The organism is Embleya sp. L77, assembly GCF_055557415.1.
In genome coordinates, this window is record NZ_CM145710.1 from 1,717,459 (window position 1) to 1,740,496 (window position 23,038).

The following is a 23,038-nucleotide window of genomic DNA, read 5'->3' on the forward strand; positions in this document are numbered from 1 at the left end:
GGCGCGGCGGATCGGTCGGCGATGGCCGGGAGGGTGCGCATCCCCCGCGCCATTGAGGGGGAAGGCCCGGCCGCCGAACGATCCGCGGCGCTCAGTTCCCTCGGCCCGCGGGGGCGGACGTCGGGTGGTCGGACGGCTGGACCACCGGTCGGGGCAGGCAGTGCGCGCCCGGCCTGGTTCGCGTCCCGGCGTGGCGATAACCGTCTCTGGTACCGCCGCCGCGGCCTCGGCCGGGCGACGAAGTGGAGCAAGTCATCTCAGTTCCCTTCCATTCCTGAATGACGGCGAGAATCGTTCCAGGAGGAATCCGTGTCGCGATCCGAGTGGCCGGGTGCCGCCGGCGACGACCGGGCCCCTCGGTGCGACAAGCGTGCGCCATGCGCGGGCCTCGGCCAAGTCCGCACAGGCTGCGGGAATCTGACGTGAAGGCCAAGCCGATCTGGCGCTTGACCGTGACCGCCCGAGGTCAGCTCGCCTCCTCGTGGCGCCGGGATGGTTCGGGGTTCGAGTCCGGGGCATGGCGAATCGATTCGTCCGCCCGCACGAAGCGGTCCTGGAGTCCCCGGCCGGCGGACACGAACGCGTCCATGGCCGCGGTCAGCAGCGGATTGCGATTGGCGGTGCGATACAGCGCGGACACCCGGCGATGCGAGGGCGTGTGCGCCAACGGCACGCCGACCACGCCTTCCCGGGCCTGATAGGCCAGGCCCGGGACGATGGCGACGCCGGCTCCGGCGGCGACCAGACCCTGGACGACGTCGTAGTCGTTGCTGCGGAAGGCGACCCTGGGCGCGAACCGATGTGCGGCACACACCCGGAACAGGCTCGTGGCGCCGGCCGTCCCCGCCCGAGTGGCCACCCAGCGCTCCTCGGCCAGTTCGCCGACGTCGACCCCGTCCTCGCGAAGCGCGGGGTGTCCCTTCGGCAGCAGGAGGGCCAGGGTCTCCTCCACGAGCGGAAGAACCGTCAGCTCCTTCGGCCACACCCGCGGCACCAGGTCGTAGGCGAAGACCAGGGCCAGGTCCAGGTCGCCGCTTTGCACCTGCGGCAACAGGTCGTCCGGTTCGGCCTCGTCCAACAGGATCTCGGCGGTGGGATGCAGCCGGGTCAGCTCGGCCACGGCGTACGGCACCATGCGTTCACCCGCGGTGGGGAACGTACCCAGACTCAGTCGGCCGCTGCGGCCTTGCACCACGTCGCGGATGTCGCGCTCCAGGCTGTCCAGCACCGCGATCGCGTCGCGTGCTCGATCGGCGATCGTGAAGGCGGTCCCGGTCGGCCGGATGCCGTGCGCCTCCCGTTCGAACAGCGGGGTGCCCACGGCGCGTTCCAATGCGGCGATTTGCTGGGAGACCGCCGAGGCGGTGTATCCGGTGCGGCGCGCGGCGCGCGCGAACGATCCGGTGCGCACCACTTCGACGAGCGTGCGCAAGTGCAAGGGGTTGAGCATCAGGATTCCTTGGCCTCGCTCGAACGAGGTCTCGGGCTGTCGCCTCTAGGAACCGGCGGTGCGTGCCACGACGCTGTTGGAGCACGGTGGCCGTATCGATCGTCGGGATTGAAGGAGCGCTTCGACATGTCGGATGTCCTGTCGCTGATGGATCAGTGGGGGCCGGAGAAGGTCGTCTCCGTGTCACACACCCGAACCGGGATGAAGGGCGTGCTGGTGATCGACAACACCGCCCGGGGCATGGGTAAAGGCGGTACCCGGATGTCCCCGACCGTGAGTACCACCGAAGTGGCCCGACTGGCCCGGGTGATGACGTGGAAATGGGCGGCGGTCGACCTCTTCTATGGCGGGGCCAAGGCCGGGATCGTCTACGACCCGGCCGGCCCGGACAAGGAGGCGGTGCTGCGGGCGTTCGCCCGAGCACTTTCGAACGAGGTGCCCAGCGAGTACGTGTTCGGCCTGGACATGGGGTTGACCGAGGACGACGCCGCCATCGTCCAGGACGAACTGGGCGATCGGGGAACGGCCGTCGGCACCGATGCGGTCCTGGGCGGAGTCCCCTACGACCGGCTCGGGATCACCGGGTTCGGGGTGGCCGAGGTCGCCGACGCGTTGCTCACCCATGTCGGCTTGCCGCTCCGGGGCGCGCGGGTGGCGGTCCAGGGGCTGGGCGCGGTCGGCTCGGCCGCGATCCGCCGCTTCGCCGAACTCGGTGCGACGGTGGTCGCGGTCTCCTCCGTGCACGGCGCGTTGTACGACCCGCACGGCCTGGACGTGACCCGGCTGCTGAGCCTGCACGCGGACAGCGGCGATCTCGCGATCAAGGAGTACTCGGGTGGGACCGTGCACCCCCTGGGGTTCGAACTGTCGGTACCGACCGAGGTGTTGGTGCCGGCGGCGATCCAGGACGTGATCGACGAGGCGACGGCCGGCACGATCGCCCCCCGACTGATCGTGGAGGGCGCCAATCTGCCCACCTCCGCGGCCGCCCAGCGGGTGCTCGCCGATCGGGGCATCGTGGTGGTGCCCGACTTCATCGCGAACGCGGGCGGCGTGGTGGCCGCCGGGTTCGCCATGGACGCGCGCTACTCGGCGTTTCGCCCCGATCCGGAGTCGATCCGCGCGACGGTGTCGACCAAGCTGCGGGAGAACGCCGTGCTCGTGCACGAGGCGGCCGCGCGTCGAGGGATCACCTCGCACGAGGCCGCGCTTTCGTTGGCCCAGGATCGGGTGCACGCGGCAATGCGACTCAAGGGACGGGTACCGCGCTGACCGCGGTGTCCCCGCGCGGACGTCGTGATCGCACGCGATCATCGACCCGCGACCCCCTTCGCATGGCTGCACCGCGGTGGACTCGGACGCTCGATCGGGCTCAGGTGTACAGGTCCAGGGACAGCGGCATCTGGCAGAAGGTCTCGATCTCCTCCTGGAGTTCGCGCACCCGCGTCTCGCGTGCCCGCATCGGACGGCGCAGCCGTACGTGCACCACCATCAGCAGGGAGAGAAGTCCGTGCACACGCCAGGCCGAGTCCAGTCCCAGCACCGGACGCAGCGCCTCGGTGGTCGCCTCGATCTCGTCCAGGCTCGCGTAGGCCAGGGCGATGGCGACCCGGGCGAGCATCTCGTCCGAACGCGAGTAACCGGTGGGGGCGGCCGCCTCGTACCCGCTCAGGGCGCTCTCCGCGGCTTCGATCGCCCGACGTTCCGCGCCGGGGATGAAGGCCCGGGTCAGCGCCTCATAGGTGCTCTGCCTGGCCGGATCGAAGTGCAACAGGCCGCCGATCTCGTCCAGTTCGTCCCGGCGGGACAACTCGCGGGCATCGGCGGCGGCGCGCAGCGCGGCCGACGCGGCGAGCGCGTCGCCCAGCGTGGCCTGGGTCAGCGCGACGAGGGAATGCACCCACACCGACGCCGTGCCCACCGCGGGGTCGTGCACGGAGGCGCCCAGTCGGGCGTAGCGCAGCGCCTCGTGCACCCATCCGGCGCGATAGGCGATCAGTGACTGGACTCCGCGCAGCCACACTTCGGCACTGGGGTCGCGCGCGTCCACGACCGCGCTCACCACTCCCGCCTGGGTCGTCGCCAACGCCTCGCGGGTATCGCCCAGGTCGTGCCGGGACCACCCGTGGATGCCGAGCGCGAGTGCCTTCGTCAACGGGTCGACCGGCGAATCGTCCGGGTCCGCGCCCCGAGGCCCGGCCGTGGCACACCGGCGTACGGCAACCAGTTTCTCGTAGAGATCCGGGAGGGCGGTGTGCGGATACACCGCCGCCAGCCGTCGGACGGCCGCCGCCGTCCGCGCCGGGGACAGGAACTCGATCGCGTCCGTGAGCTCGTCGAGGGCGTCGACCTTGTTCGGGAGTTTCATGCGTTTTCTCTCCGCCGATGCGAGATCGTGCCTTACCTGCCGCCAGCATGCGGGCCTCGGGCGCGCGCGCAAAGGTCGTTGCGGTTACCCGAACTCGGTAAACCCGAAAGTAACCGGGATGCCACCGACCGCATCGAATCGAAAGTCACCGCAACGATTATTTTATCCTCGAAATGTTGCGCCCGTCGACAACTGCCGCTGTTCGTGTCACGCCCCCGAATGTATGCTGCAAATCCGTTCCGCATCCCCCTTTCCGGTAGGCGCCCGGATCGAGCGATGGTGCGCTGGCATTCGGTCGTGAGCCCGGTCGATTCCGTAAGCGCTTTCCAACTGCGTGTCACCGCCGTGTCGCTTGTGCGCCGATTCCTGATATTGAGGAGCCCCCCATGACAACTGGCCTCGTACCCGACCGGCCCGTCATCACCGTCGAGATCTCGGCGGACCAATCCGTACGCGTGGCCGGTGAAACCGTTCCGGTTCCGCCGGGGGGCGATCCGCGCGGAACCGCACTCGCGGTCGTCGCGGAGCAGGCGCGCCTGCTCGGGCATCCGGTGCGGGTGCACGCGGTGGAGGCGGACGGCACGATCTTTCCGTTGAACGTGTACGCGGACCGCTCCATCGCCGAGGCGGGTGCGCCGATACCGGCGGCGGCGCCACGGCGCGGTCTGTTCGGGCGACGTCACCACACGCCGGAGGCCGCGGCGCCGGTGCCCGCACCCGTACCCCTTCGGCCGCCGTCGCCGCCCGTCCCGGTCGAACCGCCCTCGACGGCCGAATCCGCGTCGATGGCACCTCGGCCGACCTGGGCCCCGCCGGGTGCCGCCGGCGAGCCCGCTGCGCCCTCGGCCCGTGACCGGGCCACCGAGCCCGACCGGTTGCCGGACGGGCTGCCCGCGCCCCGGCGGGAGCAGCGGCTGGTGCTGGACCTGATTCGCGGCGCGGTGCAGGCGGGGGACGGCGCCCGGGCGTTGGCGATGGCCGCCGATCTGGACGCGGGCGCGGCCACGACAACCGATCCGGCGGAGCGTCTGGCCATGCGCGAGGTTCACGGATATGTCGCGCTGGTCATGGGACGGCCCGAGTTGGCGGTGCGGTTGTACGCCGAGGCGGTCGCGTTCGGTGACGCATTGGCCGAGCCCGGCGACTGGCCGGCGCGGATGGCCGCGAACGCGCACTTCTCCTGGTTGCGGGTCCCCGACTCGGCCGTGGCGGACGCGGTGGGCGCATTGGTGGTGGACGCCTACGCGGCCGGTGGGATCGCGGATTCTCCCGGTGCGCGGGCGGCCCGCAGGCGGATGGCGCAAGTGCGGGCCTGCGCCTGATCGCGCGGTGACTCGACCCGGATTTCGCGGCCCCGCCCCGGCGGGGCCGCGCCGGGCGGTCAGCGCTGCGTGAGCGCGGGCGGCGCGAGCGGAGTCCCGCTCCCGCCCACCTGTGGCCCGTCCCCCCACAGGTCGTACAGGTCGTCGGGGAGCAGCGGCGCCCGGTATGCCGCACGCAGCACGTCGGCGGCCACCGGTCCCGCCTCCTCGGCCAACCGAACGAACCAGTCGAAGCCGGCCGGATACGCCCACAGGTACGAGCGCAGCAGCGGGTTGGCTCCCCGGTCGCAGATCAGATCGGCGATCTGCTCGTCGGTCCAGAACGGCACCCGGGCCCGGGCATGGGCCGCGCACGCGGCCACCCCCACGCCCCGGTTGATCGCCAGATGCAGTTCGCTGCGCACCAGTTGCAGGTAGTGGTCCAGCCGCACCCGCGCGATCAACACCGCGTCGTCGGGGGCCACGAACAACGGGAGTGCCTGGGCAAGCCCCTCCAGGACCACCTGCGTGGGTCCGTGTACGGACAGGACGCGCACCCAGGGCACGTCCTCGCTGGTGCATCGATGGGCGAAACTCGCCGCCTGGAGCCCGTGACCCAGCACCTCGTGCAGCGCGAACTGTCGGGCGCCGACCCGGGTGAAGCGCGCGTTGCGCGGGTTGAGCCGCAGCCGGACGTGGCGTCCCGCGCCGTCGAGCCAATAGGCCCAGTAGGCGTCGACGTCGACGCATTCGATGGTCAGCTCGTAGGACGCCTCGGACTCGGTCACCTTGCGGACGGCCGGTTCGAAGTCGGCGGTCGCCGCGCGTATCTCGGCCGGCACCGAGTCGGCGGACAACGGCTCCTCGGCGATCCGCAGCTCCCGATCGGTGGCGTCGTGCCAACCGATCCCCAGCTCCCCGAGCAGCTCCCGGGCGATGGCCGCGCGCTCGCCGACGTAGTCCACCGACCAGCCCACCGCGGCGCAACCCTGGGTCGCGCGGACGTACTCGTCGAGATCCCGCCGCTCCCCCAACTGGGCGCCCAGATAAGCCAGATCGGCGTTCACCCGGGTGGCCAGACGCGGTGCGTCGGCCACCGCGGGCGTCGCCGCGAGGTCGCTCAGCCGAGCGTGCACCGCCAGCCGATCGCAGGCGGCGGCCACCGGCTCGGCCTCGGGAAAGAAGTCGAAGTCGATGATCGGGGCGCCGCCTCGATCGATCTCCAGATGGTGCCAGGCGCGTATCGCCGCCTCGATCTCGTTACGCACTGTCATGGACCACATCCCAACGCAGGGTCACGTACTGATTGGCGTGCAGGTCTTGCCTGGACAACGTCACGTGCAGTCGATCCTCGTCGAGACTCCACCGGGTGTGCTGGGTCACCGAATTCTCCGAGCCGTCCGGATGTTGCTCGATCGCACCGCACCCGCGGAACTCGGTGACCCCGTGCTGGGTCACGCTCAGGGAGAAGTCTCGCGTAGGCCGCGCGATGGCCTGACGCCAGTACGTCGAATCCACGAACATCCCTCCCTCACACACGTATTCGATGACCGTAGTCTCCCCCGGCGGCACCGGTGGCGAGATCTGGCAGGCGAACTTGCTCAGGCCGGTGGTGTCGTACAGCCGCTGGATGGCGATCTGCCGATCGCAGGCGTCGGTGGGCGTGATGGTCAATCGACCCCGGGTGTGCTCGAACCACATCTCCCGGACCATGCGGGTGAGCGGGCGGCCGGTGAGGTTGAGCACCACCTGGCGGTAGGTCAACCGCACGTCTCCCTCGCGACCGACCTCGATGTCCACCTTCAGGGAGAGTTCGACCGCGTCCCCGAACGGATGTGCGGTGTCTCCCGGCTCGTCCCACGGCATCGACTCGGGGTGATCGTCCGCGACGGCGCGGACCGGCTCCGCCGCCGGACCGCCGGCCTCCGCGGCGCGGTCCTCCTCCCACGGCTGGGGGGCCAGGCCCAACATTTCGCCGGGAATCCGCAACCCCTCGGAAACACGCTCGATGACGTGCTGCTGACGCACCTGAGCCCTTCCCTTGACGTAATCGCCCACCCTGCTGGGCGTCATCTCGCACAGCCGAGCCAATTTACTCAGTGTAAATCCGAGGTCGTCCTGGGCAAGCCGGAATATGGCCCCCAGGTCGCGGTCGGCGCAGGCTCGAATCATGGCCGGCGTGGCCAACAATTCGGTGGGAAAGGGCTTGCGGTCATCGATCTTCGGCATATCGAGCTCCCCGTCACGGGGCCGACCCGGCGCGGCCCGCGTAGTTACCCGTGAATTTATCAGCGACGGGTAACGTCCTCGACCTTATGCCGCACCTCCTATCCACCGACACTCTACAAAAGAGCGTTCATTCGAACGCGGTCCGTGACATCCGATGTCGAGGCGATCGAGCAGGCGTTTATACGGTGTGGGCAAAAGGGATGGTCGGGTGCATATCGGCCGACCTCACAATCCGCCCGCAGCCTCGTGAATCCTTCCATCGATGCGAAGAGTCGGGAGATCATGTCCGCAGCCATCCCCTTCCGCCCCGTCCTGGTCGCGCGCCGGCCCGCCGGCCCCGCGGTCGAGCGCGCTCCCTCGGTCGAGGCCACCGCGCATCGACGCGTGCTCTACCGGGGGACCGACCCGGCCGCCGGGCATGCGGCGGTGGCCTCGCGACTGGGTCCGCATCGGCTGCACGTGCCCGGTGGGCGGATCGACGCGAACTTCCGGATACTGCACGAGGGCGAGATTTCCATTCTCGAACTCGCCTACGGCGTCCGCGCCGACATGTACTTCGACGGCAACTCCGCGGACCACCTGATCCCCATCCGGCACCGCGGCTGGGGTCGGGTCGTCATCGACGACGTGGAAAGTGCGCTCTCCCCCTGTGTGTTGAGCCCCGGCCGGCCGGCCCGACTGAGTTGGGAACCCGACACCTCCGTGGTGATCGTCCGCATCCCCGGCGAGGTATTGGACCGGGCGATCGGCCGGGAAGCCGTCGGGGGTCACCGAAAGGCCCCGACGCTCGGTCCGTACCTGGACAACACCGACCTCGGTGTCCGGCAATGGCTCTCGTTGGCCCGCGACTTCAGCGCGATGGTCGACGCCACCGGACACCTGGCCGGCTCGCGGTCGGCCGCACGGCACTTCGAGCAGGTCCTCGTGCACGGTTTGCTCTCCTGCGCCCCGGCCCACGGCGCCGGCCCGCGACCCGAGACCGGGTCGAGCGAACCGAACGGTCTGCGCCGGGCGCTGACGTACTGCGCCGAGCACGCCGGCGAACCGATCTCGGTCGGTGCCATCGCAGCGGCAGCCGGGATGAGTGTGCGCACGCTCCAGGAGAAGTTCCGCATCCACCTGGGTGTGACGCCCGTGGGGCATCTGCGTCGAGTGCGACTGGCGGGCGCGCACGCCGATCTGCTGAACGTGGCCGAGGGGCGATCCCGGGACACCGTCACCGACATCGCGCTCCGGTGGGGCTTCGGTCACCTGGGCCGTTTCGGGTCGATGTACCGCGAGACGTACGGGCAGTTGCCCTCGCACACCCTGCGCCACGGCGCGGCGGCGCCGGCGGTATCCCGCGCCGCGGTCTGACCGGCGTACCCGGCACGCGCGTGGGGGCCGGCTCGGCTACAGCGTGGGCGGGCCCACCGTGGCCTGGAAGTGCTCCCGGGCGTCCGACGTACGTCCGTTGCCGTACACCCGCAACACCTCGGCCAGGCCCGGGTAGCGGTTCGCGAGCAGTTCGGCCGCGGACTCGATCTCGGCGGCCGAGGCCACCGCGCGCAGCACCGCGTGCACCGCTGCGGCCGGGTCCGCGCGCGGCCCGGACAGCACCTCGGGTCCGTTCAGACGCAGGGCCGTGCGGGTGCTGGGCTGGTGTGCGCGGATGCGCTCCAGCGCGGCCTCGCGGTCGGCGACCGTCAGGCGGTCGAAGTCGGTCGAGGCGACGAGCGCCTCCACCTCCTGGAGTCGGGCCAGCACCGCCGGATTGCCGATCTTGGCCCGCTGACCGGACATCAGCTGCGAGAGCATCGGCGCGGACAGGCCCAGCATCGCCGACAGTTCCATCTGCGAGGCGCCCAGCCGTTTCAGCAACCGCCGGAAACGGTCGTGCAGCGGCTCGCCGTACCACTCCATCTGCCGCGCCTGATTGCGCGCGATGGCTTCCTGGTCCTCCTGCGACTTGGCCACCGTGGAATCATGCACTGCGAGTCGCGCGTTTGCAATTGCAATCCCCCGGTGAATCGAAGGTCGCCGGGCGGGTGCGGCCCGACACCGACCCACCGGCGGACTCACGACGCCGGGATGGGTATCCATCGATACGCCCCGTCCTCCCGATAGGTGCAACGCACGCGTCCGCCGCCCGGTACGGGCGCTTCCGCCGACACCTCGTACCAATTGCACGCGCCGCCGGGCACGACCTCCTCCGGTACCGCCGTGGACACCCGGGACGCGGACGGATCGACCGTCCCCTTGCCGCTCGACCCGCCACCATGGGCCGCCGAGGGAACCGGTGCGCTCGGCGGGGAGGTCGGGCCGGGGCCGACCGGATCCTCCGCACCACCACCGCCGGAGGTGAGCACGGCGGCCGTGGCCGCGGCGACGGCCAGCACGGCGCCGATGATCACCCACGTGCCCCGGCGTCCCACCCGCCGGGACGCGCCGCGATTTTCGGCCGCCTCGAAGGGGGTGGCCGATACGGGAATCGGGTCGGCCGCGTTTCGCTCCGCCGCGCGCAACCACAGCGAGATCGACGGCGCCTCGGCTTCGGGCGCAGCGACCGGAGTCGACGGCGCGACGGCCGGCTCCGGTGGGTTCGGCGGTAGGGGCGGGGGCTCGGCGGCCGACTCCGGTGGGTTCGGCGGTACGGGCGGGGGCTGGGCGGCCGACTCCGGCGCGGGCGCGCCGACCCGGACCACGGACGAGGCTCCGCGCGGGCTCGGCCGGCGACTCTCCTGCCACGTGTCCGACCTGCGCTCCACGTCGCGCAGCACCGGGCCGTCCGGGGCACCCTCCGGCAGCGGACCCAGCACGTCGAAGACCTCGATCGGCTCGCCGTCCTCGGTCGACGCCGGCGCCACCGGCCCCAGGCCCGGAGCGATCTCCCGGAGCCGGGCCGCCGCCGTCGCGGCGTCCGCCGGTCGCGCGCCGGGCTCGGGCTCGGTCAGCGTGCGCACCAGGTCCCACAACGGGCCGCCGTCGACGGGGAAGTCCGGCGGCCCGTCGGGCGGATCCTCGCTGCCGGTGAGCAGTTGCCACGCCAGGATGCCCGACGCGTACAGATCCCGACGCACGTCCGGCGGTGCGCCGGTCGACGCCTCCGGCGGCAGGTAGCCCCAAGTACCCACCACGTGACCGGCTTCGGTGAGCCTGGGGCCCTCGCGCGGCAGGGCCAGGCCGAAGTCGCCGAGCAGACAACGGGGTCGATCCTGTCCGGTCACCTCCAGCAGGACGTTCGCCGGCTTGACGTCGCGGTGCACGAGGCCGACCGCGTGCACATGCTCCAGGGCGTCCAGGAGTTGGCCGAGAATCGCCCCGGCATACGCCTGCGGCAGGGCGCCGTGATCACGGATCAGCGAGGCCAGCGACCCGCCCTCGAACAACTCCATCGCGATCAGCACGTCGCCGTCGGCGACCCACGTGTAGGGCGACGAAACGTGCGGGTGCTCCAGCCTGAACCCCTGCTCGCGCACCACCCGCAGCAGCAGCCCCGCGTCGGCCGGACGCACCAGTTTGGCGGCGCAGTAACCACCCAACCGATGGTCGAAAGCCCGCCATACGGTGCCGGACATTCCGGTTCCGACGGGATCGACGAGGGTGAAACGACCCGCTAGCGGTGTGGGCACGTCGTCACCCTAGCGCAGGGGTTCGGACGCTCCGCAGGGGCTATTACTCACCGGTAATCCATTGTTTGCAAGTGCAATCCTGATCTACATTCCCGGGCATGGAACAGCGAGCCTTCCCGGCCTGTGCGGCGGCACTCATCCTGGGCGCGGTCTCGCTGCTCGGCATGGCCCCGCACGCATACGCCGCCGATGCGAACGGCCTCGCCGGGGACCGGCCGACGGCGGAATCGGCACCCCGGTGGCCGGCCCAGCGCGCGCCTCGCACGTACAACCCGACCGGAACTCCCGTCTCCGGCGCGCCCGACGGCGCCCGTGCGGTGTCACTCGCTCCGGGCGACTACGTGGACCGGATGACCGACAAGGAGGTCAAGTACTACGCCGTGGACGTGCCCTTGGGGTACACGGTGTACGTGTCCGGCACGACGGTCAGCACGGTGAAGGGCCTGGAGGCGCTCGACCTGAAACAGATCGACGAGCGCAGCACCTCGTGCCGGACGAACACCGGGTTGTCCCAGTCGGTGATCAAGGTCGTCACGGCGTCGCTGAATTGGGGAGCGACCGCGACCGGCCGCAACAACAGTTGCGCCAAGCCGGGTAGACAGGTGTTCTCGGTGACCCGCCGGGGCACCGGACCGCCGGTCCCGCTGGAACTGCGCATCTTCCTGGAACCGGCCGTCTCGGACCCGGGCCCGGCCGAATCCGTGATCGCGCGCTACACCGAGCCGGGCGGTTCTCCCGTACCGGTGCTCGGCGGCGGCTCGTTCACCGACGCCGGCACGCTGCCCGGCTCCGGCCACTTCACCGACGACATCGCGTTCGGGGAATGGGTCTTCTACCGCGTTCGCCTGGACTGGGGTCAGAGCCTGGCCGTCCAGGCCCGGGTGGGCGGCGGGCGGGGTTACGCCGCGACGGAGGTCCGGCTGTACAACCCCGTACGCGAGGAACTGGCCCGCGAGTTCGGATCCGTGTCCGACACCGAGCACATCTTCACCGGCCGTCCGGACCCGTTCGCCACGCGGCCCGTGCGCTACCTCAACCGCAGCGACCGGCAGCAGGAGGTCGCCGACATGCTGCCGGGGTGGTACTACCTCGCGGTCGCGGTACAGGGCGAGGGCGAACAGCGCTCGCTCGCGGTCGACGTGTCCGTCGGCGGCAGCAAGGAACCCGGGCCCGCGTACGTACCCGACCCGTCGATGTCGGTGACGACCTCCCGGTCGACCGCCGCGCCGGGCGGGGTCGCGACGGGCGGGAGCCCGGCGCCGGGCTCCGCGGCGCAACCGACCGGCGGCAAGCGGGACTCGGCCGGTACGAGTGCGGCCTTCGGTGGTCCCGCGGTCTGGCTGGGGCTTCCGCTCGCCCTGCTGCTCGGCGCCGGACTGGCGACCTGGGTGATTCGTCGGCGTGGTCCGGAAACCCCCTGCGACTGAACCCCGGCCCGCCTGCTCCGACATCCGGTTCGGACCGGATGCCCGCGCACGCCGGTGGCCCGCGCGTCCCGCGGGCCACCGCTGCCCGGTGCCTTTGCTGCTCCGCTACGACTCGGCCAATCGGGCGCGCAGGGATCGCATGCGGTCCCGCGCGGCTTCGCGTCCCGGGTCGGTGGGGATCGTCGAGTAGGCCCGCAGAACGACCGGGCCCAGGTCGTACGCGGCCTCCACCTCCTCGACGCGCAACCAGCAGTGGTGCGCGTTCTCGATCATCCGGGCCGCGTCGTGGGGGTGGGCGCCCCGGGCCAGGGCCGCGTCGGCGTACAACTCCACCGCGAGGGCCGGCCGACCGGTCAGCAGAGCCACATAGGCATGCACCTCGCGCGCGGGCGGCAGCGCGTACTCGTCTCCGCCGTGGTCGACCGACGCGTCCAGGGACGCGGCCATGGCCAGGGCCTGGTCACCCGCACCCGAACGGACCGCCCGGGCGATCTCCACGATGATCCGCTTCTGTTCCTCGGTGGGCTCGACCGGGGCCGGGGGCGGAGTGGGCTCGGGCGGGGCGATCGGCTTGGCCGGGGGCGGGGGCGGGGTGGGCTCGACCGGGGCCGGGGCCGGCGGAGGCGGCGTGGGCTCGGGCGGGGCAGTCGGCTCGACCGGGGCCGGGGCCGGGAACGGCGTGGGCTCGGGCGGAGTGGTCGGCTTGGCCGGGGGCGGGGGCGGGGTGGGCTCGGGTGGGGCGGTGGGCTCGACCGGGGCCGAGGCCGGCGGAGGCGGCGTGGGCTCGGGCGGGGCAGTCGGCTCGACCGGGGCCGGGGCCGGGAACGGCGTGGGCTCGGGCGGAGTGGTCGGCTTGGCCGGGGGCGGGGGCGGGGTGGGCTCGGGTGGGGCAGTCGGCTCGGCCGGGGCCGGGGGCGGAGCGGGCTCGGGCAGAGCGGTCGGCTCGGCCGGGGCCGGCGTGGGCTCGGGTGGGGCAGTCGGCTCGACCGGAGCCGGGGCCGGGAACGGCGTGGGCTCCCGCGGGGCAGTCGGCCTGGCCGGGGTCGGAGTTTGCCGGTGGGTGGCAGCCGGCGGCTCCGGCACCGTGCGCGCGGGCAGTTCGGGAAAAGCCGGGGGTTCCTCATCGACGGGCACCCGGGCAACCGGCGGTTGCCACGAATGGCGGATGGGGGCCGGTTCGGCACGGTCGAGGGTGGGCGGCGTCGGTTCGAACGAGGGTGCCTGCCCGGCCGGTTCGGCATCCTGACCCGCCGGTGCCTGCCGCGTCGATGCCCGCCCGACCTGCTCCTCGGGGTCGAACGGCGGCTCGACGAAGGCGCCTTCGCTCGGCGGATTCGACGGTTGCCGTTCCCACGACTCGCCCGCCGGCCCGGAGGGCGCCTCGACGTGCGGCCCGTCAGGCGTCGCTCGCGTCCTCGGATCCACCGCGCCGGTGGGCAATCCGCTCCGCGCGCCCGGCGACCCGTGGGCGGCCGATGGCCGTTCCCGGGCGTCCGGGCTCGGCGCGAGAACCGGGCGCGGCGTGCGCTTGCGTCGGCCCAGGAACGAGCGTCGCTTCGAGGGCGGCGGAAGCGGGCTGTCCGACGCACTGACCGTGCCGTCCGGCGCGACGACGAGCGGGAAGATCACACCGTCCGACTCCCTCGCCTCGGCGCGCACCGGACGGCCCAGCGAACGCGCCGTCGCCGCCGCCTTCTCCAGCGCGACCGCACGCGGGTACGCACCGGGCGGAACCGGGATTCGCTCCCCGTCGACGTGAACCGTGTCGTCGATCGACAACTCGATCGAGACGACGGGCCACGCCGGCACCACGAAATCGTCGGGCACGTACGCTCCTTCGGTCGAGCTGCCTGTTCGGGATGGATCGGGTCGGGGCCGGGCTGCGCGGTGTCGGGCCTGCGCCGTGTCGGGCCTGCGCGCTAACGGCCCGAAGCGGACGGCCGAGTGCCGGCTCCGGGCGCCCCCGGGACGGGCGTTCCGGTCACCGGCGGTGCGCACACGGGTGCACCGGGAGCCAGTTTCATCGAGGGTTCTCCGGTGATCAGGGTCACCACGACCACACACGAATCGGCGCTCACCGGCGGGCCGGTGAACACGACGCTCGTCTCACCTGCGCCGGGCAACTCGGTCTTCTGGTAGGCCCCTGCCGGGCTCTGCGCGATCGCCATGTATCCGGCGATCCCGTCGGTCCGTGTCGGCGCCTGCCACGACACCTGGATGCGTCCGTCGGCGGAATGTCTGGTCACCTGTCGGGGTTGATACGCGGCCAATTGATCGGGAGCGATCACGCTCGCGGTCGCCGGGGGCGCCGAGGACGGTGGCGCGTCGGCAGCGGTGTCCTCCTCGCCCCCGCCGGTGAGCAGGACCGCAGCGACGGTGATGCCGGTGACCAGGAGCACCCCGGCGACCACGAGGCGCACCCGGGACTGCGGCTCCGGCTGCTCGGACTTCCAGTCGTAGGCGATCGGTGCACCCGGTGTGCCCGCCCAGTCCCCAGCGAACGCCGGATCGGGTTCCGCCCCCGTCTCGGGCAGTCCCGATGTCGACCAGAACCACGGGGGTCGTCCGCCGGCCTCGCCCGACCCACCCGCCGGAAGCTCCGTCGGCGGCGGTCCGGCCGCCTGGAAACCCGGCGCGAGCGGAATCGGCGATGGTCCCTCCGGCTGGGCAAACGCCCCTGCGGTCATGGCCGATGGGCCCGCGAATCGCGCCTCGGCCGGTGCGTACGTCGGCGCGGCCGGACCCGACGCGTCGAGTTCGGCGTCGGCCGGCCACCAGCGTGGTCGGGCCAACGCCGGTCGCGGGCCGGTGTCGCCGCCGCCCGCGTCCCCCGCGTCGTCCCACCGCATGCGACCTGCGCTCATCGCCTTCGACCTCGTCCCCCATCGATGCTGCCTCACGCGATGCCCACCACCACCGGATCCGGTCCGCCACGTGAGCGACCACAGGCCGCCCGCCGGCGGGATGCGCCTCGACCGCGGCGGCGCATCGTCGCGGTCGTCGGTGTCCGGGCGCCGGATGGCCCGATCGCCTCGGGTCGCGGACGGCCGCGACGCGCGGGCGGCGGGTGGGGTCGGCATCGGCGTCTTACGGTCACGGCGAACCGAACAACGGAACCCATGCGGAGTCTAGGAACCGGCCCACCCGACCGATAGGACCGAATACGCGGAAGCAGAAGCGCGAATCGGCTGATCAACGGGCTCGTGTCGTCGCGCTCCGCGGCCTGTTCGCGCCGCAACGGGCGCGGGCCACGCTCCGGGACGGCGACCGCGAGAAGTCGGCCGACAGCCTGAACGGCTACCGCCGGCACCGCGTGCACACGGCCTGTCCGCACAGCCCGCGAGCCGTGCGCCCCCGGCGCGAAACCACGCGATGGTGGGGTGTGGAGGCACGGATTCCCGTTCGGGTGAGCGCACGCCGGAGCGATGCTTCCGTACCCGGCTGTCGGCGACCCGCCCGGGTCTGTTGGGTTGATCCGGGCGCCGGCGAGCGTCCGCATCATGCGTCGCCCCCCACCGCTTCGGCGCACCGGGGGCCGCGCTCCGGGGGCAATACAGGGGGTTCGCAAGCTGTGACCGAAACACCGCAGGTTTCCTCGACGGCACACAAACGTCGATCGACCGGACGAGCGCACACGAGCGTCGCGCCCACCCCGTACGAGTTGTGCGATCGGCCGATCGTGGACGTACCGACCGTCCTGGCCGCCGAGTTCGCCCGCCGCTGGCCGCAGAACGCCGACGGCATGGACGCGGTGCACCGGTACGCGCTGCTGCCGACCGGCAAACTGCTGCGGCCTGCGCTGGTGATGTACGCGGCACTCGCGGTCGGCGGCGAGGTCGAGCACGCGCTGCCCGCCGCCGTGGGCATGGAGTGCGTGCACACCGGCAGCCTGGTGCACGACGACATCGTCGACGCCGACGAGGAGCGGCGCGGCCGGCCCGCGGTACACGTCGCCTACGGCCCCGAACGGGCCATCATCGCGGGCAGCAGCCTGTACTTCGCCTGGTTCGGCGCACTCGCCGAGTGTGCGCGCCACGGCGTGCCCGGCGAGCGCATCGCCCGCGCGATGGCGGCCCAGGCCGAGGGCGGATCCGCGATGTGCCAGGGCGTGTTCGACGAACTCGGCTTCGCCGGCGACCTGGACTGCCCGGTCGAGGACTACCTCTCGATGGCCGGCCACAAGACCGGCGCACTGCTGTCCACGTCCTGCCGGGTCGGCGCGATCCTCGGCGGCGGGACCGACGCGACGGTCGAGGCCCTCGGCACGTTCGGGCGGCACGTCGGCCTGGCCTTCCAGATCCGCGACGACCTGCTCCCGTACGACGACGTTTCCGCCGCCACGATGGGCAAGCCCGCCGACAGCGACGTGAGCAACCACCGCCCGACCCTGCCGGTGCTGCTCGCCCACGAACGCGGCACCATCGAACAGCGCGCCGCGATCCGGCACGCCCTGCTGCACGAGGGCAACCCGGAGACCGCACTCGCCCGGATGCGCACGCTGGTCGAAACCACCGGCGCGGGCGCCGAGGCCCGGGCCCTGGCCGACGGTTACGAACGCAGTGCCCGGGACGCGATCTCCTGGCTTCCCGTCAACCCGTACACCGAGGTGCTCACCCACTGGTCCCGCCGGGAGCCGACCCCGCCCGCGGCCGACTGACCACACCCCCCACGCGCACGCCTCCGTCGACGGACGCGCCGACGGAGGCCCGCACATCCCGGCGTCGTCGAATCGGGATCGCGGCCGTTCCGCTCCCGGTAGGTTGTACGTCGCGAGCGGTACCAACCGTCCCGAAAGCGCAGAACTCACCGAAACACGGCCGGAATCACCGCGATGGGTGCGGTGAGGATCGAAAGGTTGACCGACGTGACGGACCGGCCCGAATCGACAGTGCTCCCGAAGGCGGCCACGACCGGTACCGCGCATCCCGATCGGCTCACCGATCGTGAGGTGGAGGTGCTGACGCTGATCGCGGACGGGCTGAAGAACGCCGACATCGCCGCCGCGCTGTCCATCGGCGAGGCGACGGTGAAGACGCACATCAACAACGCCTTCGCCAAGATCAACGCCCGCAACCGGTCCGACGCGGTGCGCTACGCCTATCGCATGGGTCTGTCCCGGCCCTGAGCGAAATCGGCCGTCCCGGCGCCGGGTGTTCGCGGTTCCGGATCCGCCCGACCTCCGGATCCGCCCGGCCTCCGTCCGCGGGCCGGCTCCCCTGCCGAGCGCGCCGGCGGGTGCGAGTGCGCTACGCCGCCAGCGGGGCGAACATCGGCGAGCCGGTGCGATCCGGGTCGTCCGCCATCGCCAGCAGCGGCGAGGTGATCACGAAGTCGGCGGTGGCCCGGTTGCAGGCCACCGGGATGTCCGCCAGCACCGCGAGGCGCAACAACGCGCGTACGTCGGGCTCGTGCGGCTGCGGACTCAGCGGGTCCCAGAAGAACACCAGCAGGTCCACGGCGCCCTCGGCGATCCGCGATCCGATCTGCTGGTCGCCGCCGAGCGGGCCGCTGCGGAATCGGATGATCTCCAGGTCGAGTTCGTCGGCGAGGATGCCGCCGGTGGTCCCGGTCGCGTACAGGCGGTGCCGGGCCAGGGTCTCGCGGTGGGTCCGGGCCCAGGCGAGCATCTCCGGCTTGCATCGGTCGTGCGCCACGAGCGCGATGCCCCGCTCGCGGTCGTGCCGGTGGTTCGGGTCGAGCAGGTCGTTCGTTTGGGTCACAGGCATCTCCGGTGTGCTGAGCTTTGGCATGCCCCCAGTCTTGCCACCGCGTGTTGCGCCGGTATGGCCGGGACATGACACCCACAAGAAGACGAATCGATCACGCAACCGACCCGCGCACCCGGCTGCGTGTGCCTCGGACGGCGACTACGCCTTCGCGGCCGGCGTCTCCGGTCGTGGTGCCGCGGCCACCGCCGGGGTCGGCCCCTCGGGGAGCACGCGCAGCCTGCGCACCGGCGAGCAGAAGACCGGGACGAAGCCCAGCGACAGGCACACACCGCCCACCCACATCGCGGTGTGCACGCCGGCGAACTGCCCGATCAGCGCCGCGGCCACCGCGCCGATCGCGGAGGCGCCGGTGAGCAGGCAGCGGAAGGTCGCGTTCATCCGGCCGAGCAGCGCGTCGGGCGTCAGGCGTTGCCGCAGGCTGACCCCGAGCACGTTGTCCATGCCCATCTTGGCGGTGGCCAGGAACCAACCGAGGCCGGCAACCACCAGCCACGGACCACGGTCGATCAGCGGGATCACCAGTCCGGCGGGCGCCAGGCACAGTCCGGCCAGACCCAGCGTGCGGCCGAAACCGAGCCGGCCGGCGATCGGCCCGGCGCAGCGTGCGCCGACCAGGACGCCGAACCCGCCGAGCGCCAGGTACAGCCCCAACGCACCTGCGGGCAGGTCCAGTTCCCGAACGAACACCACCGGCAGCAGCACGTTGACCAACTGCGAACCGAAGTTGGTCAGCGCCGCCGTGCCGGCGAGCGCGCGCAACTCGCGGCGCCTTCCCACGTGGCGCAGTCCCTCGGCGATCTCGGCCCGCAGCCGGCGCCCGGCGCCGTCGTTCGCGGCCGGTGCGCCGTCCGCGCGGATCCGGGCCAGTCCGAGGCCGGAGGCGAGGTAGCCGACCACGGTACACACCAGCGCGATCGGGGCCGCGACCAGTTGGATCAGGAAGCCGCCCGCACTGCGGCCGGCGATGTTGGCGGCTGCCATCAGGCTGACCATCGCGGCGTTGGCCGAGACCAGCGCCTCGCGACCGACCAGGTGCGGCAGGAAGCTTTGCGAACCGACGTCGAAGAACACGGTGGCGCAGCCGTTGAGCAGGACCACGGCGTACAGCTGGGACAGGGTCAGCGCGTCCAGCCACCAGGCCACCGGGATCGAGCCGATCAGCGCGGCGCGGACCAGGTCGGCGACCATCATCACCCGGCGGCGGCGCATCCGGTCCACCCACGCGCCGACGGGCAGGCCGATCAGCAGGAACGCGACGGTGCCGAGCGCGGCGAGTGCGCCGACCTGGCCGGGGCTCGCGTCCAGGGCCGCGACGGCGATCAGCGGGACGGCGACATAGCCGATGTTGGTGCCCAGTTCGCTGAGCGCCGCCGCGGTGAACAACGTGCGGAAGTCGGCGATACGCCAGGGTGAGTGCGCTTGGCTCATCCCGGCAGCCTGCCGGTCGCCTCGAGCGGCACCCAATGATTTAGCCTGGACTGAATGCTCGAGTTCACCCGGAACTCGAAGATCGTTCCGGACTCGTGGCCATCCCCGGCCCATCGGTCGTATCGAACTCGAAGGTCGGATCGGCGCAGGTGTGAATGATCGAGATCGAATTCACCCCGGAGGACGTGGCCCGCACCCGCTTCGTGATCTCCCCGCTGTGGGAGGTGATCGCGAGTGTGCGGATCCTCAAGGGCGCCGACGAACAGGGCATCCACCACACCTGGACGGATCAGGTCCGCTCGCGCCTGGCCGCCGCGAAGGTGGACCTGACGCCGCTCACCGAGCTGATCCCGGTGCCGACCCGGGCCCTCGCGGGCTTCCTGTGCCCACCGCCGACCACCCCACTGACCTCGCTGGACGTCGAGTTGGCCACGCTGCGCGCCACGCCACTCGAACTGCTGCGCACCAGCTCGGAGGTCGCGCCGGAGCGGATCGCCGCGCTGCGCGCCGACCCCGAGCGCGAGTTGGGCCGGCTGGCCGAAACGATCGAGGCGTACTGGGAATTGGCGCTCGCGCCGTACTGGCCGCGGATCCTGACCTTCCTGGAGGGCGACATCCTCTTCCGCGCCCGGCGGTTGGTCGAGGGTGGCGCCCGCAGCCTGTTCAACGACCTGGATCCGCAGGTGGCGTGGGACGCGGGCACGCTCCAGCTACGAAACCGTTTCGCCCGCGGTCGACGCACCCTGGACGGCCGCGGACTGCTGCTGGTGCCGTCCGCGTTCGTGTGGCCACGGGTGTTCTCGGTGTTGGACGGGCGCTGGCAGCCCACCCTGCGCTATCCCCCACGCGGCATCGGCACCCTGTGGGCGCCGGCCCGAACCGCCGCACCCGACGCGCTCGCCGGAGTCCTGGGCCGCTCCCGAGCGACCCTCCTGGCCGAACTCACCACACCCGCCTCGACCACGGACCTGGCCCGCCGCACCGGCCTCACCCCCGGCGGCGTCTCCCAACACCTGTCCGCACTCCGCTCGGCGGGCCTGGTCGCCGCCCACCGCATCGGCCGCGAGGTGCTGTACGCCCGCACCCGCGCCGCGGAAACCCTCCTGACGGCAGCACATTCGGCCTAGGCCGGACGCCCAGGAGCATCCGGCCGACCAGGAGCGCCGGGACGCGACCGAGAGGGACGGCGACACAGTCTCCTGAGCACCGCGCCGCCCGGTGCGACGGCGTCCACGCTCGACGCCGTCCGCGCCTCGGCCGACCCGCTCGCCCACCACGATCGCCGCGGACGGGCAGCCGGGGGCCGTCTACACCGCCGCCGCGCCGTCCGGCCAGCAGCGCATCGCGAGCGCGGCGACACGTTCCAAGGTTGCGCGATCGACGCCGTCGACGGCCTGGGTGGACATGCCCTGGACCACCGCCGCGTAGTAGGTGGCGAGGCCGTCGGCGTCGGTGTCCGCGGGCAACCGGCCGGCGGCCGTGTCGGCGACGATCCGCGCACGCATCACCGCCTTGGATGCCTCGCGAATCGCCCGCAGTTCGGCCTTGACCCCCTCGGCCGCCGACGTGCAGTTGACCGCCGCGGTGATCACCATGCAGCCCGGCGGGTGACCGGGCTCGGTGTACGCCTCGGCCAGCGCGTGCAGCACGCGCTCCATCGCCTGTCGCGCGTCCGGCGCCGCGGCGATCACGTCGCCGGCGACCGCGCCGTAGGTGACCCCGTAGCGCCGGACGGCCTCGCTGAAGAGTTTGCGCTTGTCGCCGAAGGCCGCGTACAGGCTGGGCGGCTTGATCCCCATCGCGGCGGTCAGCGAGGCCACCGAGGTCGCCTCGTAGCCGTGTCGCCAGAACTCGAGGACCGCGCGGTCCAACGCGGCCTCGCGGTCGAAGCCGCGCGGGCGGCCTGGGGTACCGGACATGGAGCCATTGTATAGCGCTCGCTATGAAACCCGCCGGTCTCTGTTACGGTGAGATCTGTAGCGAACGCTATACAATCATCGAGCGCCCCCGGGAGCCCGCATGTCCACCACCACCCTGCCCACGCCGACCTACGCCCGCACCGTCCTGGGCTCGGGTCCCGGGCTGCTTCTCGCCCACGGCGCCGGCGGCGGCACAGCCGCCAACTACGGCCCGATCCTCACCGGCCTGGCAGCCGGCCACACCGTGGTCGGCGTCGACTTCCCCGGCGCCGGCGACACCCCGCGCGCCGCCGCGGCACTGGAACTGGACGAACTCGCAGACCAATTGGTCGCGGCCGGCGTCGCCGAGGGCCTGGAGACGTTCGCGGTCTCCGGCTATTCGCTGGGCGGCGCGGTCGCCGTCCGCGCCGCGACCCGGCACCCCGAGCGGGTGACCGCGCTGGTCCTCACCGCGCCGTTCGCCCACGCCGACCACCGCCTGCGGCTGGTCGCCCGGGTCTGGCGCGGGCTGTACGAGTCCGGCGACCGCGCGACGTTCGCCGCATTCGTCACCCCGCTCGCGCTGAGCCCGGCCACCCTGGCCGCCCTCTCCGCCGACGACCTGGCCGACGCGCTCCGGACGAGCGCGGACACCCCGCCGCCGCCCGGCACGCCCGAGCACACCGAACTGATCGAGCGCGTGGACGTCCGCGCCGACCTGGCTGCCATCGACGTCCCGGTCCTGGTCGTGTCCACCACGGGCGACCGCCTGGTCGAGCCGAACCACCACCACGCCCTCGCAGCCGGCCTGCGCACCGCGCGTGTGCTCGAACTGGACGCGGGCCACCTGCCGTTCGCCGAACGCCCGGCGGAATGGGAGGCCGCGATCACCGGCTTCCTGGCCGAGGTCGAGTCCGGGCACCGCGGGTCGCCGTGAACGGCCGACGAGCGGGCGGCCGTCCCGCGACCGGCACCCAAGGCGTCACCGCGCAGACCCACGGCACACGGCAGCACATCGCCGACCGCCGCGGGCGCTCATGCGTCCGGATACGGCGCCGCCCACTCCTCCGCCGGCAGGCGCAACGCATTGGCCACGTAGGCGATCGTGCGGTACCACCCCGCCAGGACCAGGATCTCCACGATCTCGGCGTCGGCGAACCCTGCCCGCAGATCGGCCCACGTCGCGTCGGCGAGGTCGGCACAGTCGTGCAGCTCGTCGACCACCCGCACCAGGATCGCCTGCCGCTCGCTCCACGCGCCCGCGTCGTCGTGCACGGTGGCCCGGAGCTGACGCGGGGTCAGGCCGACCCGCTCGCCGAACACCTCGGCATGCACGCCCCATTCGTACGAGCAACCGGCCCGGGCACACACCCGCTGCACCACCGTCTCCCGTTCGACGGCCGGCAGCATGCCGTGCACCAGCAGCCCGGAGCCCACCACGCGCATGCGCGACGCGAGTTCGGGGTGATGCTCCAGCACCCGAAACAACGCGAGCGGCTCGCGTTCGCGGGCCGGCCCCATCCAACGGGCCAACGCCGCCTCGGTCTCGGCGGCATAGGGCGGCGACAACGGCGTGATCCGCGACATGGACGCACTC

Annotated in this window: 20 protein-coding genes; 8 read left to right on the forward strand and 12 right to left on the reverse strand. The window is 72.2% G+C overall.

What is annotated here, in order from left to right; genetic code table 11:
* Window positions 1-466: 466 nt before the first annotated feature.
* A complete protein-coding gene (locus ACZOOI_RS37395) occupies window positions 467-1,450 on the reverse strand; it encodes a LysR family transcriptional regulator (RefSeq protein WP_396005903.1) in 984 nt (327 codons plus the stop codon).
* Window positions 1,451-1,576: 126 nt separating this feature from the next.
* Between ACZOOI_RS37395 and ACZOOI_RS37400 the strand changes: the two genes are divergently transcribed.
* On the forward strand, window positions 1,577-2,722 hold the full coding sequence (locus ACZOOI_RS37400) for a Glu/Leu/Phe/Val family dehydrogenase (RefSeq protein WP_465284016.1): 1,146 nt from the start codon (window positions 1,577-1,579) through the stop codon (window positions 2,720-2,722).
* A gap of 100 nt (window positions 2,723-2,822) precedes the next feature.
* On the opposite strand, the gene ACZOOI_RS37405 is transcribed toward ACZOOI_RS37400, so the two are convergent.
* The gene (locus ACZOOI_RS37405; RefSeq protein WP_465284017.1) at window positions 2,823-3,818 is read right to left on the reverse strand and encodes a hypothetical protein; all 996 of its coding nucleotides are present in this window, start codon (window positions 3,816-3,818) and stop codon (window positions 2,823-2,825) included.
* Between the two features lie 386 nt (window positions 3,819-4,204).
* On the opposite strand from ACZOOI_RS37405, the gene ACZOOI_RS37410 reads away from it, so the two are divergent.
* On the forward strand, window positions 4,205-5,140 hold the full coding sequence (locus ACZOOI_RS37410) for a hypothetical protein (RefSeq protein WP_465284018.1): 936 nt from the start codon (window positions 4,205-4,207) through the stop codon (window positions 5,138-5,140).
* A gap of 59 nt (window positions 5,141-5,199) precedes the next feature.
* Here the strand turns inward: ACZOOI_RS37410 and ACZOOI_RS37415 are convergent, their stop codons facing one another.
* Together ACZOOI_RS37415 and ACZOOI_RS37420 are read right to left on the reverse strand one after the other, a co-directional pair.
* Window positions 5,200-6,393 carry a hypothetical protein gene (locus ACZOOI_RS37415; RefSeq protein ID WP_465284019.1) on the reverse strand — a complete coding sequence of 398 codons (1,194 nt, stop codon included), beginning with the start codon at window positions 6,391-6,393 and terminating at the stop codon, window positions 5,200-5,202.
* Window positions 6,380-7,348, reverse strand: a complete 969-nt coding sequence (locus tag ACZOOI_RS37420; protein ID WP_465284020.1) for a helix-turn-helix domain-containing protein — start codon at window positions 7,346-7,348, stop codon at window positions 6,380-6,382. Before ACZOOI_RS37420 ends, ACZOOI_RS37415 begins: the two co-directional genes overlap by 14 nt.
* 282 nt (window positions 7,349-7,630) lie before the next feature.
* Between ACZOOI_RS37420 and ACZOOI_RS37425 the strand changes: the two genes are divergently transcribed.
* Window positions 7,631-8,704, forward strand: coding sequence for an AraC family transcriptional regulator (locus ACZOOI_RS37425; protein WP_465284021.1), 1,074 nt, complete (start codon window positions 7,631-7,633; stop codon window positions 8,702-8,704).
* Window positions 8,705-8,740: 36 nt separating this feature from the next.
* On the opposite strand, the gene ACZOOI_RS37430 is transcribed toward ACZOOI_RS37425, so the two are convergent.
* Window positions 8,741-9,304, reverse strand: a complete 564-nt coding sequence (locus ACZOOI_RS37430; RefSeq protein WP_465284022.1) for a helix-turn-helix domain-containing protein — start codon at window positions 9,302-9,304, stop codon at window positions 8,741-8,743.
* 101 nt (window positions 9,305-9,405) lie between these two features.
* Complete coding sequence (locus ACZOOI_RS37435; RefSeq protein WP_465284023.1) at window positions 9,406-10,959, reverse strand: protein kinase domain-containing protein; 1,554 nt, start codon at window positions 10,957-10,959, stop codon at window positions 9,406-9,408.
* Between the two features lie 98 nt (window positions 10,960-11,057).
* Here ACZOOI_RS37435 and ACZOOI_RS37440 point away from each other — a divergent pair, with 98 nt between their 5' ends.
* Window positions 11,058-12,386 (forward strand): hypothetical protein, encoded by a 1,329-nt coding sequence (locus ACZOOI_RS37440; protein WP_465284024.1) that lies wholly within the window; start codon window positions 11,058-11,060, stop codon window positions 12,384-12,386.
* A gap of 105 nt (window positions 12,387-12,491) precedes the next feature.
* On the opposite strand, the gene ACZOOI_RS37445 is transcribed toward ACZOOI_RS37440, so the two are convergent.
* Window positions 12,492-14,213, reverse strand: a complete 1,722-nt coding sequence (locus ACZOOI_RS37445) for a hypothetical protein (RefSeq protein WP_465284025.1) — start codon at window positions 14,211-14,213, stop codon at window positions 12,492-12,494.
* A gap of 92 nt (window positions 14,214-14,305) precedes the next feature.
* Window positions 14,306-15,250: a hypothetical protein gene (locus ACZOOI_RS37450; RefSeq protein ID WP_465284026.1), complete on the reverse strand. Its 945-nt coding sequence runs from the start codon at window positions 15,248-15,250 to the stop codon at window positions 14,306-14,308.
* A 707-nt stretch (window positions 15,251-15,957) separates the two neighbouring features.
* On the opposite strand from ACZOOI_RS37450, the gene ACZOOI_RS37455 reads away from it, so the two are divergent.
* The gene (locus ACZOOI_RS37455; RefSeq protein WP_465284027.1) at window positions 15,958-17,043 is read left to right on the forward strand and encodes a polyprenyl synthetase family protein; all 1,086 of its coding nucleotides are present in this window, start codon (window positions 15,958-15,960) and stop codon (window positions 17,041-17,043) included.
* Window positions 17,044-17,250: 207 nt separating this feature from the next.
* Window positions 17,251-17,511, forward strand: a complete 261-nt coding sequence (locus tag ACZOOI_RS37460; RefSeq protein WP_465284122.1) for a response regulator transcription factor — start codon at window positions 17,251-17,253, stop codon at window positions 17,509-17,511.
* A 121-nt stretch (window positions 17,512-17,632) separates the two neighbouring features.
* Here the strand turns inward: ACZOOI_RS37460 and ACZOOI_RS37465 are convergent, their stop codons facing one another.
* Both ACZOOI_RS37465 and ACZOOI_RS37470 read right to left on the reverse strand, forming a co-directional pair.
* Window positions 17,633-18,106, reverse strand: a complete 474-nt coding sequence (locus ACZOOI_RS37465) for a methylglyoxal synthase (RefSeq protein ID WP_465284028.1) — start codon at window positions 18,104-18,106, stop codon at window positions 17,633-17,635.
* 147 nt (window positions 18,107-18,253) lie between these two features.
* On the reverse strand, window positions 18,254-19,543 hold the full coding sequence (locus ACZOOI_RS37470; protein ID WP_465284029.1) for an MFS transporter: 1,290 nt from the start codon (window positions 19,541-19,543) through the stop codon (window positions 18,254-18,256).
* A gap of 155 nt (window positions 19,544-19,698) precedes the next feature.
* Here ACZOOI_RS37470 and ACZOOI_RS37475 point away from each other — a divergent pair, with 155 nt between their 5' ends.
* On the forward strand, window positions 19,699-20,670 hold the full coding sequence (locus tag ACZOOI_RS37475) for an ArsR/SmtB family transcription factor (protein WP_465284030.1): 972 nt from the start codon (window positions 19,699-19,701) through the stop codon (window positions 20,668-20,670).
* Window positions 20,671-20,850: 180 nt separating this feature from the next.
* On the opposite strand, the gene ACZOOI_RS37480 is transcribed toward ACZOOI_RS37475, so the two are convergent.
* Window positions 20,851-21,462 (reverse strand): TetR/AcrR family transcriptional regulator, encoded by a 612-nt coding sequence (locus ACZOOI_RS37480; protein ID WP_465284031.1) that lies wholly within the window; start codon window positions 21,460-21,462, stop codon window positions 20,851-20,853.
* Between the two features lie 100 nt (window positions 21,463-21,562).
* Here ACZOOI_RS37480 and ACZOOI_RS37485 point away from each other — a divergent pair, with 100 nt between their 5' ends.
* Window positions 21,563-22,378, forward strand: a complete 816-nt coding sequence (locus tag ACZOOI_RS37485; protein ID WP_465284032.1) for an alpha/beta fold hydrolase — start codon at window positions 21,563-21,565, stop codon at window positions 22,376-22,378.
* 98 nt (window positions 22,379-22,476) lie between these two features.
* Here the strand turns inward: ACZOOI_RS37485 and ACZOOI_RS37490 are convergent, their stop codons facing one another.
* Window positions 22,477-23,028 (reverse strand): carboxymuconolactone decarboxylase family protein, encoded by a 552-nt coding sequence (locus ACZOOI_RS37490; protein WP_465284033.1) that lies wholly within the window; start codon window positions 23,026-23,028, stop codon window positions 22,477-22,479.
* Between the last annotated feature and the right edge of the window lie 10 nt (window positions 23,029-23,038).

What these genes read in the sequence shown, in the direction of transcription:
- ACZOOI_RS37475 (WP_465284030.1), top strand. Translation starts at nt 19,699, where the DNA reads ATGATCGAGATCGAATTCACCCCGGAGGACGTGGCCCGCACCCGCTTC.
- ACZOOI_RS37450 (WP_465284026.1), bottom strand. Translation starts at nt 15,250, where the DNA reads ATGAGCGCAGGTCGCATGCGGTGGGACGACGCGGGGGACGCGGGCGGC.
- ACZOOI_RS37470 (WP_465284029.1), bottom strand. Translation starts at nt 19,543, where the DNA reads ATGAGCCAAGCGCACTCACCCTGGCGTATCGCCGACTTCCGCACGTTG.
- ACZOOI_RS37440 (WP_465284024.1), top strand. Translation starts at nt 11,058, where the DNA reads ATGGAACAGCGAGCCTTCCCGGCCTGTGCGGCGGCACTCATCCTGGGC.
- ACZOOI_RS37400 (WP_465284016.1), top strand. Translation starts at nt 1,577, where the DNA reads ATGTCGGATGTCCTGTCGCTGATGGATCAGTGGGGGCCGGAGAAGGTC.
- ACZOOI_RS37410 (WP_465284018.1), top strand. Translation starts at nt 4,205, where the DNA reads ATGACAACTGGCCTCGTACCCGACCGGCCCGTCATCACCGTCGAGATC.
- ACZOOI_RS37425 (WP_465284021.1), top strand. Translation starts at nt 7,631, where the DNA reads ATGTCCGCAGCCATCCCCTTCCGCCCCGTCCTGGTCGCGCGCCGGCCC.
- ACZOOI_RS37480 (WP_465284031.1), bottom strand. Translation starts at nt 21,462, where the DNA reads ATGTCCGGTACCCCAGGCCGCCCGCGCGGCTTCGACCGCGAGGCCGCG.
- ACZOOI_RS37490 (WP_465284033.1), bottom strand. Translation starts at nt 23,028, where the DNA reads ATGTCGCGGATCACGCCGTTGTCGCCGCCCTATGCCGCCGAGACCGAG.
- ACZOOI_RS37415 (WP_465284019.1), bottom strand. Translation starts at nt 6,393, where the DNA reads ATGACAGTGCGTAACGAGATCGAGGCGGCGATACGCGCCTGGCACCAT.
- ACZOOI_RS37485 (WP_465284032.1), top strand. Translation starts at nt 21,563, where the DNA reads ATGTCCACCACCACCCTGCCCACGCCGACCTACGCCCGCACCGTCCTG.
- ACZOOI_RS37405 (WP_465284017.1), bottom strand. Translation starts at nt 3,818, where the DNA reads ATGAAACTCCCGAACAAGGTCGACGCCCTCGACGAGCTCACGGACGCG.
- ACZOOI_RS37420 (WP_465284020.1), bottom strand. Translation starts at nt 7,348, where the DNA reads ATGCCGAAGATCGATGACCGCAAGCCCTTTCCCACCGAATTGTTGGCC.
- ACZOOI_RS37395 (WP_396005903.1), bottom strand. Translation starts at nt 1,450, where the DNA reads ATGCTCAACCCCTTGCACTTGCGCACGCTCGTCGAAGTGGTGCGCACC.